This is a genomic window from Mesorhizobium sp. M1169, from assembly GCF_040318345.1.
Lineage (GTDB): Bacteria > Pseudomonadota > Alphaproteobacteria > Rhizobiales > Rhizobiaceae > Mesorhizobium.
The window spans coordinates 1-15,586 of record NZ_JAMYME010000043.1 but is presented as its reverse complement, the minus strand read 5'-3'; the positions used below and the strand labels follow the sequence as shown (position 1 = coordinate 15,586).

Annotated in this window: 18 protein-coding genes and 1 pseudogene; 9 read left to right on the top strand and 10 right to left on the bottom strand. The window is 62.4% G+C overall.

The genetic code is table 11. The features are described from left to right. Positions 1-38: 38 nt before the first annotated feature. Entirely contained in the window at positions 39-1,106 is a 1,068-nt protein-coding gene (locus tag NKH41_RS28370; RefSeq protein ID WP_352935112.1) for an aldo/keto reductase, read from the bottom strand. A gap of 385 nt (positions 1,107-1,491) precedes the next feature. Here NKH41_RS28370 and NKH41_RS28365 point away from each other — a divergent pair, with 385 nt between their 5' ends. After that, a complete protein-coding gene (locus tag NKH41_RS28365) occupies positions 1,492-1,656 on the top strand; it encodes a hypothetical protein (protein ID WP_023674744.1) in 165 nt (54 codons plus the stop codon). A 45-nt stretch (positions 1,657-1,701) separates the two neighbouring features. On the opposite strand, the gene NKH41_RS28360 is transcribed toward NKH41_RS28365, so the two are convergent. Beyond that, entirely contained in the window at positions 1,702-2,208 is a 507-nt protein-coding gene (locus NKH41_RS28360) for a DUF1993 domain-containing protein (RefSeq protein ID WP_352766959.1), read from the bottom strand. Between the two features lie 123 nt (positions 2,209-2,331). Between NKH41_RS28360 and NKH41_RS28355 the strand changes: the two genes are divergently transcribed. After that, positions 2,332-3,369, top strand: a complete 1,038-nt coding sequence (locus NKH41_RS28355; RefSeq protein WP_352935109.1) for a DUF1176 domain-containing protein — start codon at positions 2,332-2,334, stop codon at positions 3,367-3,369. Here the strand turns inward: NKH41_RS28355 and NKH41_RS28350 are convergent. The 6 genes and pseudogenes from NKH41_RS28350 to NKH41_RS28330 form a co-directional block, all read right to left on the bottom strand. Next, entirely contained in the window at positions 3,366-4,223 is an 858-nt protein-coding gene (locus tag NKH41_RS28350) for an alpha/beta hydrolase (RefSeq protein WP_352935107.1), read from the bottom strand. The genes NKH41_RS28355 and NKH41_RS28350 overlap by 4 nt on opposite strands. Positions 4,224-4,315: 92 nt before the next feature. Then, entirely contained in the window at positions 4,316-5,926 is a 1,611-nt protein-coding gene (locus NKH41_RS28345) for an NTP transferase domain-containing protein (protein ID WP_352935104.1), read from the bottom strand. Next, entirely contained in the window at positions 5,923-6,627 is a 705-nt protein-coding gene (locus NKH41_RS28340) for an XdhC family protein (protein ID WP_352935101.1), read from the bottom strand. The genes NKH41_RS28345 and NKH41_RS28340 overlap by 4 nt, the downstream gene beginning before the upstream one ends. Positions 6,628-6,633: 6 nt before the next feature. Then, positions 6,634-6,972, bottom strand: coding sequence for an XdhC family protein (locus NKH41_RS28335; protein WP_352474017.1), 339 nt, complete (start codon positions 6,970-6,972; stop codon positions 6,634-6,636). An 85-nt stretch (positions 6,973-7,057) separates the two neighbouring features. Further along, a pseudogene (locus NKH41_RS34270) lies at positions 7,058-7,166 on the bottom strand (AAA family ATPase); the annotation flags it as partial. 33 nt (positions 7,167-7,199) lie between these two features. Beyond that, positions 7,200-7,694 (bottom strand): flavin reductase, encoded by a 495-nt coding sequence (locus NKH41_RS28330; protein WP_352935098.1) that lies wholly within the window; start codon positions 7,692-7,694, stop codon positions 7,200-7,202. A gap of 179 nt (positions 7,695-7,873) precedes the next feature. Between NKH41_RS28330 and NKH41_RS28325 the strand changes: the two genes are divergently transcribed. Next, entirely contained in the window at positions 7,874-8,947 is a 1,074-nt protein-coding gene (locus NKH41_RS28325; RefSeq protein ID WP_352935095.1) for a branched-chain amino acid ABC transporter substrate-binding protein, read from the top strand. Positions 8,948-8,961: 14 nt separating this feature from the next. Beyond that, positions 8,962-9,981, top strand: a complete 1,020-nt coding sequence (locus NKH41_RS28320; RefSeq protein ID WP_352541458.1) for a P1 family peptidase — start codon at positions 8,962-8,964, stop codon at positions 9,979-9,981. Between the two features lie 46 nt (positions 9,982-10,027). On the opposite strand, the gene NKH41_RS28315 is transcribed toward NKH41_RS28320, so the two are convergent. Then, positions 10,028-10,282: a DUF2171 domain-containing protein gene (locus NKH41_RS28315; RefSeq protein WP_352474015.1), complete on the bottom strand. Its 255-nt coding sequence runs from the start codon at positions 10,280-10,282 to the stop codon at positions 10,028-10,030. Between the two features lie 249 nt (positions 10,283-10,531). Here NKH41_RS28315 and NKH41_RS28310 point away from each other — a divergent pair, with 249 nt between their 5' ends. From NKH41_RS28310 to NKH41_RS28295, 4 genes are read left to right on the top strand one after another with little or no spacing between them, the layout of a single operon-like run. Beyond that, positions 10,532-11,257 (top strand): DUF2259 domain-containing protein, encoded by a 726-nt coding sequence (locus NKH41_RS28310; RefSeq protein WP_352935092.1) that lies wholly within the window; start codon positions 10,532-10,534, stop codon positions 11,255-11,257. A gap of 11 nt (positions 11,258-11,268) precedes the next feature. Further along, the gene (locus NKH41_RS28305) at positions 11,269-11,769 is read left to right on the top strand and encodes a hypothetical protein (protein WP_352935089.1); all 501 of its coding nucleotides are present in this window, start codon (positions 11,269-11,271) and stop codon (positions 11,767-11,769) included. 59 nt (positions 11,770-11,828) lie between these two features. Next, positions 11,829-13,136, top strand: a complete 1,308-nt coding sequence (gene purB / locus NKH41_RS28300; RefSeq protein WP_352501593.1) for an adenylosuccinate lyase — start codon at positions 11,829-11,831, stop codon at positions 13,134-13,136. Next, positions 13,136-13,708: an RBBP9/YdeN family alpha/beta hydrolase gene (locus tag NKH41_RS28295; protein WP_352935086.1), complete on the top strand. Its 573-nt coding sequence runs from the start codon at positions 13,136-13,138 to the stop codon at positions 13,706-13,708. Before purB ends, NKH41_RS28295 begins: the two co-directional genes overlap by 1 nt. Position 13,709: 1 nt before the next feature. Here NKH41_RS28295 and NKH41_RS28290 read toward each other — a convergent pair whose 3' ends face one another. After that, positions 13,710-14,522, bottom strand: a complete 813-nt coding sequence (locus NKH41_RS28290) for a VOC family protein (protein ID WP_352935084.1) — start codon at positions 14,520-14,522, stop codon at positions 13,710-13,712. 271 nt (positions 14,523-14,793) lie between these two features. Between NKH41_RS28290 and NKH41_RS28285 the strand changes: the two genes are divergently transcribed. Next, the gene (locus NKH41_RS28285; RefSeq protein WP_352474656.1) at positions 14,794-15,342 is read left to right on the top strand and encodes an RBBP9/YdeN family alpha/beta hydrolase; all 549 of its coding nucleotides are present in this window, start codon (positions 14,794-14,796) and stop codon (positions 15,340-15,342) included. Positions 15,343-15,586: the final 244 nt, after the last annotated feature.

Genomic DNA, 15,586 nt, shown 5'->3' with positions numbered 1-15,586 from the left:
CCCTCCTTATGACGATCGGACAACCGCGTCCCGACGCATCAAGGGCACGGATTGCCAACGCGCTGGTGGATCGCATCAACGGCTTTCTGCATGTCCTCGGTCCAGACCACGTCGGCGGAAGAGAGCGCCATTTCGAGTTGCGAAATGGTGGTGGCGCCGATGATGTTCGAGGTGACCAAGGGCCGGTTCGAGACATAGGCATTGGCAAACAGCGCCGGCTCCATGCCGAAGGTGCGCGCCAATCGGTTGTATTCGAGCTGCACCTCGGCAGCATTCGGAGTCTCGTAGCGCTGGCCGCGGTTGAACAACTGCGAGCGCGAGCCCTGCGGCCGCGCGCCATGATCGTATTTGCCGGTTAAATAGCCTTGCGCCAGCGGCGAATAGGCAAGCAGCGACACCTGCTCGCGCTCGCAGACTTCGGCTAGGTTCACCTCGAAGGTGCGGTTGACGAAATTATAGGCGTTCTGCACGGAGGCGACGCGCGGACCGAGGCCCTTGTCGGCTTCGCCAATGAAACGCATGACGCCCCAGGAATTCTCGTTCGACAGGCCGAAATGGCGGATCTTGCCGGCCTTCACCAGTTCATCGAACACGGCAAGCGTCTCGGCGATCGGCGTCTCGCCCTCCGGCACGCCGGCGGCATCGGAGCGTCGCGGCACGGCGCCGATCCGGTTCGGATTGGCGCCCCACGGCACGTCGCGTTCCGGCCAATGGATCTGATAGAGGTCGATGTAATCGGTGTTGAGCCTGGCGAGTGACTTATCGATAGCGTCGAAGATATCGGCGCGCACCAGCTTAGACGGGCGGTCGCCGCGAAACCAGGTGTTGGCGGTGCGACCAACTGCCTTCGAGGCGATGATCACCTGGTCGCGATTGCGCTTTTTCTTCATCCAATTGCCGATGAATGTCTCGGTACGGCCTTGTGTCTCCGCCTTGGGCGGGATCGGATAGAGTTCGGCGGTGTCAATGAAATTGACGCCGCGAGCAAACGCCAGATCCATCTGGGCGTGACCGTCCGCCTCGGTGTTCTGCTGGCCCCAGGTCATCGATCCGAGGCAGATTTGCGACACGAAAAGATCGGTCTGGCCGAGACGGCGTTTGTGCATGGAGTTTCTCCGGCGGGAATTTTTGCGCGGCTGCGCGAGGAGGAAGCAATAGCATACAGGAAAGCGCCGCCCGCTTCCAAGCCCACCGACGGCAGGCCAGGCGACTTTCCCAGGACGCCGGCGGACGGAGTTTATCCCTGCGGCTAACAAAAAAGCCGGACTGCATGTGAATGCAGTCCGGAAGTTCGCCAGGAATGGCGAGGAAAAACCGGCCAAGTGCCGGCACTGAGGCCTACGGTCGAAGCGCCACAGAAGTTTCGCCGGAACAGCCGAATTATGTCAAAAAAGATCAGGGCAGCATGGCTGCCACGCGAATGCTGCACTGCACAATCGTCATGATCTGCTTATATTGACCGCCTTGGAGGTTCAATAAGGGGCTTGAATCATGGGATTCTTCACTGAAATGTTCGCTCGTCCGCGTCCGCGGGAACAGCTGCGCTATCGAGCGGCGCTGGCGCTGCTCCATTCGATGAGCAATGCCGATCGCGCCGATATCGGCGTCAAGCCGGCCGATTTCCCGCGCATCGCCCGGGAAATGTCCCTGCGCTAAACAACCGTGAGATATCCGCCGTGGCGGATATCTCCCGAGCGGATCTCAACGCGATCCGAGGAAGATCGACTTGCCCAATGGCACGCCGTTGTGGCGCAGGATGTCGTAGGCGGTGGTCAGGTGGAAATAGAAATTGGGCATGGCGGCATGCAGTAGATACTGCATCCCCGGCATCGAAACCTCGCGTCCCGCTAGCCGCAGTTCGACTATCCTGTCATCTGAACCATCGAATTCGGCCGCCGAAAATGTCGCGAGATAGTCGAGCGTCTTGGTAAGGCGGGCCTGCAGATCAGCGAAGTTCGCCTCATTGTCCTCGTATTTTGGCACCTCGCGTCCCGCAAGCCGTGACGGGGCGCCTTTGGCGTGATCGGTGGCAATCTGTACCTGCCTGGTCAGGGCAAACATGTCCGGCGCCAGCCTCGCCGTCAGATACACCTGCGGATCAATCTTGCGATCAGCCGCATTTTGCTCGGCAATGTTCAGCACATTGGCTAGTGCCTTCAGCCTCGCCGAAAATACCGGCACGGATGCTTCATACATTGATATGGTCACAAGAAATCTCCACGCGGCCCGACTGCCGAGGGCGAGAGGTAGCGCCTTCGCAGGCGATTGTTCAAGCGTCACCACGTCGCCGCAATCGATATGATAGGATTTTTCATCGAGTGGAGGTTCCCGATGAGACGCGCCCTTTTTGCAGCGACCGTTTTTGTGTCTCTTGCCATTGCCGGCCAATCGGCGCTCGCCGCAGACGCGCCTTATATCGACGACAGGTCGAATGCCGAAGCGGTCATCCGGTCACTTTATAGTGCCATCAGCCGGCACGAATTCGCGCGCGCCTGGGACTATTTCGGCGACACCAAGCCGGCCAAGGATTTCAATTCCTTCGTCAAAGGCTATGACAGCACGGACACGGTCGAAGTCAAAACCGGTGGCGTATCCGAAGACGGGGCTGCCGGCAGCATCTACTACAGCGTTCCGGTCGCCATCCGGGCGACGGCCAAGGGCGGCAGCGAAAATGTCTTTGCCGGCTGCTATACGCTGCGCCAGATCAACGCCTCGATCCAGGAACCGCCATTTCGCTCGATCTTCATCGATAAGGGTGCGCTGAAACCCTCAAAGGCCGATTTCGAGGATGCCGTGCCGGCAAGCTGCGGCGAAGGACCGCCGCCGCCGAAGAAGGACGCAGCGCTTGAGCAAGCCAAAAAGGCGTTTGCCGCGACTTATGGCGACCAGTGTGACAAGGATCTTTTGGCGCAGGAGCCGGACATTTTCTCGATCCACTATAAGGGCAAGGATGCGTCTGCCAGTGATCCCGAAAGCGAAACGCGGCTTTTCCATTTCGCCTGCTCGGCCGCGGCCTACAACGAAAACTCGATCTATTACATGAGCGACGACGTGCTTGGCGTGAGACAATTGCAGTTCGCCGAACCTGAGATGGACATCCGCTACGAGAACAATGACAGCGACGGCAAATTGCTGGGCATGACCATAGTTGGCTTCCAGACCTCCGGCTGGGCAACTAATTCCGATTACGACGAAGACACCAAGACGATCACCAGCTTCGACAAATGGCGTGGAATCGGCGATGCCTCTTCATCAGGGACCTATCTGTTTCGCAACGGCGATTTTTCCCTGGTCCAGTACGATGTCGACGCGTCTTATGACGGCGAGGAAAATCCGCAGACGGTCGTCGACTACAATACCGCGCCTTAAGGAGCCTTCGACAACATCCAGTTGAGCGTGCCGCGCCAGTCGGTCATGCGGATAGGGGTGCCATGCGTGCCGGTCTCGAAGCGGACGAAGCGGGTCGGATAGGCTTTCGATTTGGCCAGAATCGATCGGAAGAAGGCTTCCTGTTTCTCGATTGGAAACACCGGGTCCTTGCTGCCCTGGCCGAAGAAGACCGGCACACGACGCTTGAAGGCGGGGCTTGAGAAGAAACTCTCGTCCCATAGCGAGCCGAGCAGCAGCAGCCCGTCGATGCGCCCGCCGGTGTCATGGCGGGCGGCCAGCTTCCAGCATATTGAGCCGCCCATCGAGCCGCAGGCGACGAAGATTTTTGCGCTCGGCGATTGTTCGGCATAGTGGTTGATCAGCGCGGCGATCTGGGTGGCACCGGTGTCGCCGAAATCGGAAAAATCCGGCGACAGATAGAGGCCGCCATTGCCGGCCATCAGGTTCTTGATGCGGTTGAAATTGCCGCCGAAGGTGAAGTCGTCGCTGCCCTGCTTACGGCTGCCGCCCTGCCCGTGCAGATAAAGCACGATGATGCTGGCGCCCCCGGTCTTGCCGACGGCAATATGGCGGACATCGCCTGCATCGGTCGGCAGCAAGAGATCGTGCTGCACCTTACGCACACCGGTGTCGGTGTATTGCGCGTGCACACGACGCTCAGGCACTTCGTCACGAGCGTTGATGTCGCGCAGCTCACGATAATCGACAACCGTATAGGCGCCGTTGCTCTCGGACGAGAGCGTGCCCGGGTAGGCGAACAGATCGTCCTTGAAGGGTTTGAGTTCGAGAGCGTTGGCGTAGGCGGCACAAGAGAGCGACAAAAGAATCGCCATCAGCAGGGCCGGGAGGCCGGAGGAAGGCAAGCGGAACCGGAAGCAGGAACGAAAGGCCATCCCTCAGCCATGCGTTTTTCGGCTTCGGTTTGTCAATCCTGCAGCACGCCGCCGGCGCCTTCCAGCGCCTCGCGCGTGTCGACGTCGACGGCTGCCCCTTCGCCGATCTCGACATCGATGACATCTAGCCCTTCGGCCTCGACCAGATGGCGGGCGCCGGTATCGCCTTCGAGGTGAGCGATCGCGGCAAACAGCGAACGCGGCAGCAGCACCGGATTGCCGCGCCGCCCGTCGTGCGAGGCCCGCACCACCGATCGGCCTTCGGACCTGCGGAACGCCTCAATCAGCCTGTCGAGGTCGGCCGAGGCGACGCCGGGCATATCGCCGAGGACAATCATGGCGCCGGCGGCGTCGCCGGAAATCTTGGCGATGCCGGCCTTCAGCGACGAAGACAGACCCTCGCCGAAATCCGGATTGTCGGCGAAGGTCACATCGAGGCCAGACAGTGCATCGCGCACGCGCTCGCGCTGGTGGCCAGTGACGACGATAGTGGCCCCGGCTTTCGAACCGACCGCGCGTTCGGCAGTGCGACGGACCAGCGGCTTGCCATCGAAGAGCGCCAACAGCTTGTTCGGCCCGCCCATGCGGCTGGAGCGGCCGGCGGCCAGAAGCACGATCTCGACCTTTGGTTCGGCTTTGGCCGGCAATGGCTCGCGCGGCTGCGGCCGCGTCGGAATTTCCATCAACAGCCCGCCGACACCCATGCCGGCAATATCCCTAGCGGTCACGTCGAGACCGGCGATCAGCCGGTCGAGCACCCAGTCGAAGCCGTTCTCCTTGGGACTGCGGGCGCAGCCCGGCGCACCGATGATGCGCTTGCCGCCTAGAGTGCCTAGCACCAGCAGATTGCCGGGATCGACCGGCATGCCGGCGCGGATGACAGTGCCGCCTGCCTTTTCGATAGCAGCGGGAACGACGTCGCCGAAATCGGCCATCGCCGAGGCGCCGAAGATAACCACCATATCGTTGTCGCGGATCAGCGAGGCCGCAGCCTCGGCGACGGGGATAATTTCATGCAGGGTTCGACGCTCCACCGTCAGCCTGCCGCCCGAACGCGCCAGGCGCGCTTCGGTGACGCGCAGCGTCTTGTCGAGCACGCTGGGTTTGATGCCGGGCAGCACCGTCTGAATGACGCCGACGCGCACCGGCTGATAGGCGTTGACCGCAAATATCTCGCCGCCGGCGCAGATCCTTGCCACGGCATCGACCAAAGCGGAGGCGACCGCGAATGGGATGATCTTCACCGTTGCTACCATCTGACCTTTTTCGACCGGCGCATGCTGCGCGAGCGTGGCGATGGTGATCGTCGGATCGACGGCGTTGATGGCGTTGATCATCGCCGCGTCGACGGTGAACATGCCGGCAGCCTGCGCGTGGAGGTTGACCCTACCTGTCGCGGCGGGCTTCGCCTCGATGTTGCGATGGATCATGGATGCGGCGATCTTTTCGGCGGCGACGTCCTCGCTGAGATCATCGGGCGCCAACACCGCCGCTACGACCTCGGAAATGCCAGCGGCCTTCAACAGGGACAAATCCCCGGCGCTTAGCCTGTGCGCCTTGCGGAAGCGGCGCTCTCCGACCTTGGTGGCGTGCGCAAGCACTGCCCCTTCGGCCGTATCGATCGCAACGGGACCAAATTTCACGCGACCGCACCTTTGGATTCGAGGCCGCGGGAGCGAAAGGCGTGGATCGCTTGCGCCAACACCGCGACGGCGATCTCGGCCGGGCTGGCAGCCCCAATGTCGAGGCCGATCGGGGCATGAATGCGGGCGATCTGGTCGGCGGTCGCTCCCGAAGCCAGCAGGCGTTCCACACGTTTGGCGTGGGTCTTGCGGCTGCCGAGCGCGCCGACATAGAAGCAGCCGGCGTCGAGCGCCGCCTTCAGCGCGAAATCGTCGATCTTCGGATCGTGGGTGAGAGCGGCCAGCGCCGTATAGCCATCAAGCGGCTGACGCGTCAGCACATCCTCTGGCCATTCGGCATGCAGCGCGATATCGGGAAAACGATCGGGCGTGGCAAAGGCCGTTCGCGGATCGATGATCTCGACAGGATAGCCGGCGATCCTGGCCATCGGTGCCAGCGCCTGGCTGATGTGGACGGCGCCGATGACCACCAGGCGAGGCTGCGGCAGATGTGCGTTGAGGAAGAAGGTCCGTCCCTCAGCTTCGACCGAACCGGAATTGCCCGTGCGAAATGCCTTGGCGACGGCCGCCCCGAGTTCGCCGGCTACCCGGTCGCCCTCGCGCACGACACGGTCGCGGCCGTCGCCGAGATCGGTGACCAGGATTGCCGCGCGGCGGGCGCGGCGTTCGGCGTTGAGTGCCTTCAGCGCATAGGGATCCATTCGAGATCAACCCAATCTTTCTACATAGACCTTGATGCGGCCGCCGCATGACAGGCCGACTTGCCAGGCGGTCTCGTCTGCGACGCCGAATTCGAGCATTTTGGCCTTGCCGCTATCGATAACATCGACCGCCTCGGCGACCACGGCGCCTTCGACGCAGCCGCCCGAGACGGAGCCGTGGAAATTGCCTTCGGCGTCGATGACCAGGTGGCTGCCGACCGGGCGCGGCGCCGAGCCCCAGGTCTCGACCACGGTGGCAATGGCGACATCCTTGCCGTCCTTCATCCAGCCCTCCGCGATGATCAGCGGGTCGCGGGCCTCATCGAGATAGATACTGCGTTCCATGATTTTCTCCCTGGCAGACATGTGGTTATGCGACGCGCTTCACGCCAGCCTCGATCCACGGGCGCGTGTCGACCGAACGCATAAAAAACAGCACGGTTGCCAGCGACCGGTCCGCCACATAGTCCGCACCGGTCAACAGATCGAGCGTCTCGTCGATCGTCCGCGGCGCCGGACGCGGTTTTCAACTCGGTCATCCTGTCTTCGCGGACGCGGCCATCTGAAAGCCTCTACAAAGCCTGGTAACCGCGGTTGTGATAGATCAGCGGCCGCAAATTATCGCCGATGCGCAAACCTGTAACCTTGCCAAAAAGCACACGGTGGGTGGCCAGATCCTTGGAGTCGATCAGTTCGCAGTCGAAGACGGCGAGCGCACCCTTCAGCGTCGGCGCGCCGGTCGAGATCACATCCCATTCGGCCAATGCGAAACGCTCCTCGACCGGCAGGCCGGTAATGCCGGAAAAGCCGATCGACAGCGGCTCCTGATCCGAAGCCAACGTGTTCAGGGCAAATTTGCCGTTTTCCACGAACGGCTCGTTCTTGGGATTCTCACGATTGAGGCAAACCAGGATGGTTGGCGGCGTGTCCGACACCGAGCAGGCCGCGATCACCGTCGCGCCGCGCCTGCCGGCAGGGCCATCGGTGGTGACTACATGCACATGGCCAGCAAAATGGGCCATCGCGTCGCGGTAGGCCTGCGGCCCGATGTCATTCTTCTTCAGCACCGATGATTTTCCACTAGTCAGAACCAACCGTTATATATGGGGGGATATTGCAGGCCACAAGCGAAGTGCTTGACCTATATCCCGAATTCGCGTGTTGCGCCAAAGCTGGCCAGCCTTTAGGTCTTGACGGCATTGGCGCCGGCAACCACGCGACCGGCGCGGAGGAATTCTTCGCTCGCATGCGACCTTGGACAACCACAATAGCGGTGCTGGCCTGGCTCTCGGTCGCCTGCAGTGCAAATGCCGAGACGCTGCGGGTCGGCGTCGCGGCACCTTTGTCGGGGCCGTCGGCGATCCTCGGCAAACAGATCGAGGCCGGCGCGACAATGGCGGCTGAAGCTGACGGTACCGAGATCAGGACGATCGATGACGCCTGCACGGCCGACGGTGGCGCCGCCGCCGCGCGGGAATTCACCGCGGCCAAGGTCAACGTCGTCATCGGGTTTTTGTGCACCGACGCAATCGAGGCGGCTCTGCCGATCCTCAAGGATGCCGGCATACCGGTGATCACAGTCGGCGTTCGCACGGAAAGCCTGACCGACCGGCGCGCCAAGACCGGATGGCCGATCTATCGTCTCGGGCCGCGCGGCGACGACGAGCGCAATGCCGTCGCTGCCATCCTCACCCGCCTATGGCAGACCGAGCTGTTCGCCATAGTCGACGACGGCACGATCTATGGCCGCGAAATGGCCGAGACGTTTCGGGCAGCCGCCGAGCAAGCGGCGCTGAAGCCGGTTTTCGTCGACACGTTCCGGCCGCAGCTCGATAACCAGATTGGCCTGATCGGCCGACTTAGGAAAGCCGGCGCAACGCATGTCTTTGCCGGCGGCGACGGCGATGATGTCGCCATTATGGGCCGGGATGCTGGCCAGCTAAATACCGGCATGGTGTTTGCCGGCGGCGAAGCGTTGCGCGCGCCGCTCGGCGACATGCCTTATGCCGTCGGCACGCTGATGATCGCGCCGCCCGAATGGGCCGATGTCGCCGACCCCAAGGTGCTGCAGAGCTTTGCCGGACAAAACATCGTGCCGGAAGGTTACACGCTGCCCGCCTATGCCGCGGTCGAGATCGCCAAGTCGGCTTCAGCATTGACGCAAAGCTCCGGCGAGAGGCTGGCCAACGTGCTGACCGCGCATGACTTCACCACGGCGATCGGACCGATCCGCTTTGACGAAAAAGGTGACCTGACGCAAAATTCTTATCGAGCCTTCCGTTTCGACGGCGGCCGTTTCGTGCCGGCGGAGAGCCAATGATGTCCAGCACAGGGATGTTCCATACGGGTCCGCGCAATCTCATCACCGACGTCGCCGGCCTGCGTGTCGGCAATGCGGCGAATGCCAAGCTGAAATCCGGTGTGACCACCGTCATCTGCGACGAACCGGCCGTGGCCGGCGTGCAAATCCTGGGCGGTGCGCCGGGCACCCGCGAAACCGACCTGCTCGAGCCGCACAATTCGATCCACGCCATCCATGCCCTGGTGCTTTCGGGCGGGTCTGCTTTTGGCCTCGACGCCGCGTCGGGGGTGCAGGCGGCACTGCGTGAAAGGGGCATCGGCGTCGAGGTCGGCGGCTTTCGCGTGCCGATCGTGCCGGCGGCGATCCTGTTCGACCTGCGCAATGGCGGCGACAAGGATTGGGGCCGGTATCCGCCTTACCGTGACCTTGGCTACGAAGCCGCGCAAGCCGCTGCGATAGACTTTGCGCTCGGCACTGCCGGCGCAGGTAGCGGGGCTTTGAGTTCCGGCCTGAAGGGCGGGCTCGGCTCGGCCTCGACAGTGCTGGACAGCGGCGTCACCATCGGCGCGCTCGCCGCCGTCAACCCGACCGGCTCGGTGACGGTCGCAGGGACCCGCCATTTCTGGGCGGCGCCGTTCGAGATCGGCGACGAGTTCGGCGGGTTAGGCTATCCCCACCCGATGCCTGACGATGCCAGAAAGGTCCTGCTGAAGTTCCGTGACAAGCATGCGGCAGAACAGGCGGAAACCGGCGCCAACACGACCATCGCCGTGATCGCCACCGATGCGGTACTCACGAAGGCCGCCGCCAAACGTCTGGCGATATCGGCGCATGACGGCTTTGTCCGTGCCATTTGGCCGACACACACGCCCGCAGACGGCGATCTGGTCTTCGCGCTGGCAACGGGCAAGAGTGGCATTGAGCTCGCACCCAACGATGCCGTCGATCTCTACGCCGCGGCCGGCGCCACGATGGCACGCGCCATCAGCCGCGGCGTCTTTGCCGCGACGCCGGCCGAGGGCGATCTGTTCCCGGTCTGGTCGTCGCGCTGAACGCGCAACGCTCATTCGGGTGAGCCGTAGTCAGACTGGATTATGATCAGGTGGGTTCGGATTTTTCTTCCTCGAACGTGACCGCAACATCCGAGTTTGCCGACAGCCGCACCTTCTGGCCCTCGACCTCGGCGACAAGGCTGAGAGGAATGAAGTGGTGATGGCCCCTGTGAGCGCCCTCGCCGCTGTCGCGCTTGGTCAGCTTTATGCGATCTCCGTCAACCTTGTCGACGGTACCGACATGGACGCCGTCGGCGCCGATCACTTCCATACGTTCGCGAATCTTGGCTGCATCAATCATTGGGGGTCTCCCTTAGAGCGCCGCGCGTCCCTTTGAACGCGCAAAGGACGCTCTAAACATTTTTGAATCAATGCATCGCGCCTTCCGAAAATCGATCCTGATTTTCGGAAGGCACGATGCGGTGAAGTTGCCGACAATAACAAACGACGGCCGGATTGGATGCATCGACTTTGTGTTTCAGTCAGCACGATCTTTTGACGGCATCGTGATAGGAATTTGAGGGCGTCGACCGTCGGAATGGAAAGCCCCATGCGAAATCTTGCCCTGTTTGCAGTCTGCCTGCTTGCCCCGCTTGCAACTTTGGCCGCCGCCTTCGCAGGCGATGTCGCCGAGCTTGAGATCCTCGGCTTCAGCAGTGATGGCGGGGTCTTTGCCTTCGAGGAATACGGCGTCCAGGACGGATCGGGATTTCCCTATGCGACACGCTATTATATCGACACGGCCGACGACAGTTTCCTGAAGGGCTCGCCGATACGTGTCCGGCTCGACGACGAGAATGCCACGGTGGCCGCAGCGCGGCTGCAGGCCCGGCAAAGGGGCGAAGCGATCGTCAGTCAGGCGGAACTCACGGCAGATCGCGGCATCACCGCCGGCTTCAACCCGGTGACCGAGCTTTCTGCCGATCCCTTCCGCATGGTGGTCAATCCGCGCCCGATCTTCTCGCCGGTCGACGATCCGCTCGAGTTCCGGCTCGACCAGATCGGCATGAATGACACCGAACGCTGCCAGAGCCAGGGCGAGATCAACGGCTTTCGCCTGCTGCGCATCGAGGCGAAGGATGGCGGCCAGACGAGGATCATTCACGAGGACAAATCGATCCCGCAAAGCAGAGGCTGTCCGAATGGCTACCAGATCGGCGCGGTTCAGACATTTTCGCTGGATAGCCTCAGCGCCTATGCCGTGCTGATCGCGGTGCGCCAATACGGCTTCGAAGGGCCGGACTATCGCTGGATCGCGGTAACCGGTCGCCTGTGAAGTTCCCCGCCATGCGCTATCGCGCCCTGCATCGTCTCCGCCGCTCCTTGCCGCCGCTGCGCACGGCATTTGCCGGTGCCTTGTTGTGGGCCATGGCGATGGGCGCCAGCGCGCTGCTCAATCTGCTGTTGTACGATTGGGAGACCCCGGCGAAGGTCCGCTTCGTCTCGCTGCTTTATGCTGCCGGCGGCGCGCTGGCCTTCCCGGTTGGGCTGTTTCTGGCGCGGCTCGTCTCGCTCGGACGCCACTGGGAAATCGCCCTCGCCGCCGCCTTCGTCTGCCTTCTCGCCGCGACAATTACCTTCACCGGCGGCCCCTTTGGGCTGCAATACCGCTCCTACTATGTCCAATGGCATGCACCCGCGCTCACCATCACCTGGGTTTTCCAGTTCGTGTTCACGATGTTGACGGCGCTTTACCAGTTCGTCGTCCTCGGCATCCGGCTGTATTTTCCGCTCGGTTTCGTTGCACTCGCTGTCGCCAGTGTCTGGTTTGCGCGCCAGCAACGTTGAGCATTTTGCCTGCCTCTGTTACGACGCGGGCAAATGCTCTCACAAGTCAGGACCGACTGATGATCCCTCGCTACTCCCGGCCGGAAATGGTGGCCATCTGGTCACCCGAAACCCGGTTCCGTATCTGGTTCGAGATCGAGGCCTACGCCTGCGACGCATTGGCCGAGCTCGGCGTCATCCCGAAGGAGGCCGCCAAGACCATCTGGGAGAAAGGCGGAGCGGCGAAGTTCGACGTCGACGCCATCGACGAGATCGAGCGCGTCACCAAGCATGACGTCATCGCCTTTCTCACCCATCTTGCTGAATTCGTCGGGCCGGATGCCCGCTTCATCCACCAGGGCATGACATCCTCCGACGTTCTCGACACCTGTTTTGCCGTGCAGCTCACCCGCGCCAGCGACATCCTGCTGGCCGACATTGACGGGCTGCTTGCGGCGCTCAAGCGCCGCGCCTTCGAGCACAAGGACACCATCACCATCGGCCGCAGCCACGGCATCCATGCCGAGCCGACCACCTTCGGCGTCAAGCTGGCGCAGGCCTATGCCGAATTCTCGCGTTGCCGCGAGCGGCTGGTGCACGCACGCGAGGACATCGCCACCTGCGCCATCTCGGGTGCGGTCGGCACCTTCGCCAATATCGACCCCTATGTCGAAGAATATGTGGCCAAGAAACTCGGACTGAAGCCCGAGCCGGTGTCGACGCAGGTGATTCCGCGCGACCGCCATGCGATGTTCTTCGCCACGCTCGGCGTCATCGCCTCGTCGATCGAGCGGCTGGCGATCGAGGTGCGCCATCTGCAGCGCACCGAGGTACTCGAAGCAGAAGAGTACTTTTCACCCGGCCAGAAGGGCTCGTCGGCGATGCCGCACAAGCGCAACCCGGTGCTGACCGAGAACCTCACCGGCCTTGCCCGCATGGTGCGCTCCTTCGCATTGCCGGCAATGGAGAATGTGGCGCTCTGGCACGAGCGCGACATCTCGCATTCCTCGGTCGAGCGCATGATCGGGCCCGACGCGACGGTGACGCTCGATTTCGCGCTCTCACGCCTGACCAGCGTTGTCGACAAACTGCTCGTCTACCCCGACAACATGCTGAATAACATGAACAAATTCCGTGGCCTTGTGCATTCGCAGCGCGTGCTGCTGGCGCTGACGCAAGCCGGTGTTTCGCGCGAGGACGCCTACCGGCTGGTGCAGCGCAACGCCATGAAGGTGTGGGAGCAAGGCGCTGATTTTCTTGAGGAACTTCTGGCCGACAAGGACGTTGTCGCTGCCCTGCCCGAGGCCGAGATCCGCGAGAAATTCGATTTGGGCTATCATACCAAGCACGTCGATACGATCTTCAGCAGAGTGTTTGGAGAGGTCTGATGATTTCGTCGGCCGAAGATTTCGATTTTCTTGCCCTGCCCGGGCGCGGCAATTCCGGGCCGGATCATTGGATGTCGCATTGGTGCCGGGTGTTCCCCAATTCGAGCCGCGTGCTGCAGGCCGAGTGGGACCGGCCAAAGCCTGAAGACTGGATCGGCCAGGTGGATGCCGCGGTGGCCGCCGCACCGCGCCGCGTCGTGCTGCTTGCGCATTCGCTGGCGGTGGCGACGGCGGTGAAGTGGGCTGCCGGCGCCAGTCAAAGCCAACTCGACAAGGTCGCGGCGGCATTCCTGGTCGCCGCGACCAATGTCGAGGATACCGATCCTTCATTCGACGCGGTGCGCCCGTTCGCGCCGATGCCGCTGAAGCGCCTGCCCTTCCCGACATTGGTGGTGGCGAGCCGCAGCGACCCACGCGTCACCGTCGACAAGGCGACCGCCTTTGCCGGAGCCTGGGGAGCGGACATCGCCGATGCCGGCGATCTTGGCCATATGGGAAACGAGGCCCGCCTCGGCTTATGGCCAGCGGGCCTGCTGATGCTTGGACGCCTGCTTGAGAAGGCGAACCTCTAGCCTACGCCTTACCGGGAACCGTCCTTATCGCCGTGCCCCACGGATCCTCGCGGGTGGTCTCGCTTGCGGCATTGTCCGAACGCATCTCGACCCAGGCCAAGCCGGAGCGGGCGGGATCGCGGTGACCGGCGCCCGCGCTCTGCCACGCATTCGCGCCAATGTGGTGATGATAGCCGCCGGACGACAGGAACACCGCCGCGCCACCGTATTTTGCCACAGTGTCGAAACCGAACTCCTGATGCCACCATGCTTCGGCTTCTTCCGGCCCGCCGACCCGCAGATGGACGTGGCCGATAATGCTGTTTTCCGGCGCGCCCTGCCAGCCGGCGTCACCGGCCGGCACTTCGGCAATGACCGACGGAATGTTAAGCCGCTCCGTCGCCATCGCGATCTTGTCGCCATTCCATTTCCAATCCTGGGGGCGGCGGTCGGCATAGATCTCGATGCCGTTGCCTTCCGGATCAGTCAGATAAAGAGCCTCGCTGACCAGATGGTCGGATGCGCCCTCGATGCCGATCTTACCGGCGATGGCGTGATTGATCCAGCGGCCGAGATCGGCCCGGCTGGGTAGCAGGAAGGCGGTGTGGAAAAGACCGGCGCTGCGCGGATCATCGGGTTTCGCAGCCGGATCCGCTTCGATGTCGAGCAAAGGGCGATTGACTGCGCCGAGCGTAATCGTGCCGCCGGAGCGGCTCAGTTCCTGCAAACCGACGACTTTGCGATAGTAGGCAGCGAGATTTTCTGCATCGCGCGCCCGCAAGCCGACACGGGCAACGCTGACCGGGGTCGTCGCGGCAAAAGGCAGTTCGCTCATCAAAGTGCTCCGTTCAGCCGGCGCTCGACAAGCTTCCAACGGAGGAACCCGGCGCCATCAATCATTCTACGCCGTGTCCGTGCCAAAATCTCGGAACAGCCATTCTTTCCCTGCTACAGATCGTCGATCGCGATCGTTCACACAAGAGCGCAAGAAGCGAACATGGTGTTCACAATAGCGAGCAGAACCGGGCTGATGAGAGGCCGTTTGCGTGTCGCTGTCGAGTTCATACCCGGTTGCACCCGACAGCGCCTCTCGCTACATGCGCGCCATGAAAGTCAGGGAAGCAGATATTCTCATCGTGCCGGGCTACACCAATTCCGGCCCCGATCATTGGCAGAGCCGCTGGCAGTCGAAACTATCGACAGCGCGCCGCGTCGAACAGACGGAATGGTCGAAGCCGGTGCGCGAGGATTGGACGGCCGGTGTCGCCAAGGCGGTTAATGAGGCCGAGCGGCCGGTCGTCATTGTCGCTCACTCGCTTGGCGTCGCCGCGGTCATCCAGGCATTGCCTCGGTTCGAGCGACCGGTCGCCGGCGCTTTCTTCGTGGCGCCGCCCGATGTCGCCAACCCTGAGATAAAGCCGAGGCACCTGATGACCTTCGGCCCCTACCCGCGTGACCCGCTGCCATTTCCGTCGGTGGTGATCGCAAGCCGCAACGACCCGTTCTGCGCCTTCGGCGTCGCCGAGGACATTGCCGCGGCGTGGGGCTCGCTGTTCATCGACGCCGGCGATGCCGGTCATCTCAACGCGGATTCCGGCTTCGGCCCATGGCCCGAAGGTTCGATGACGTTCGCGAAATTCCTGACGGATCTCTAGAGCGGTTCATCGTTTCACGGAAACGGCGAACCGCTCTATCTCTTTGTTTTGACGCAATTCCGGACGGAAAACCGTTTCACACTTTTCCTGGAATTGCTTGTCTTATGACTTTCGGCGCCGAATGGGTCAGAAAGGAACGCTGAGAGAGGGTAGCCGCCCCCCTCAGCGGCGAGGGTCGGATCGGTGGAATTGCTGACCGTTTGACGGGTCGAGCTAGAGTCGGATCGCCCTCGTCTTTCCCTTG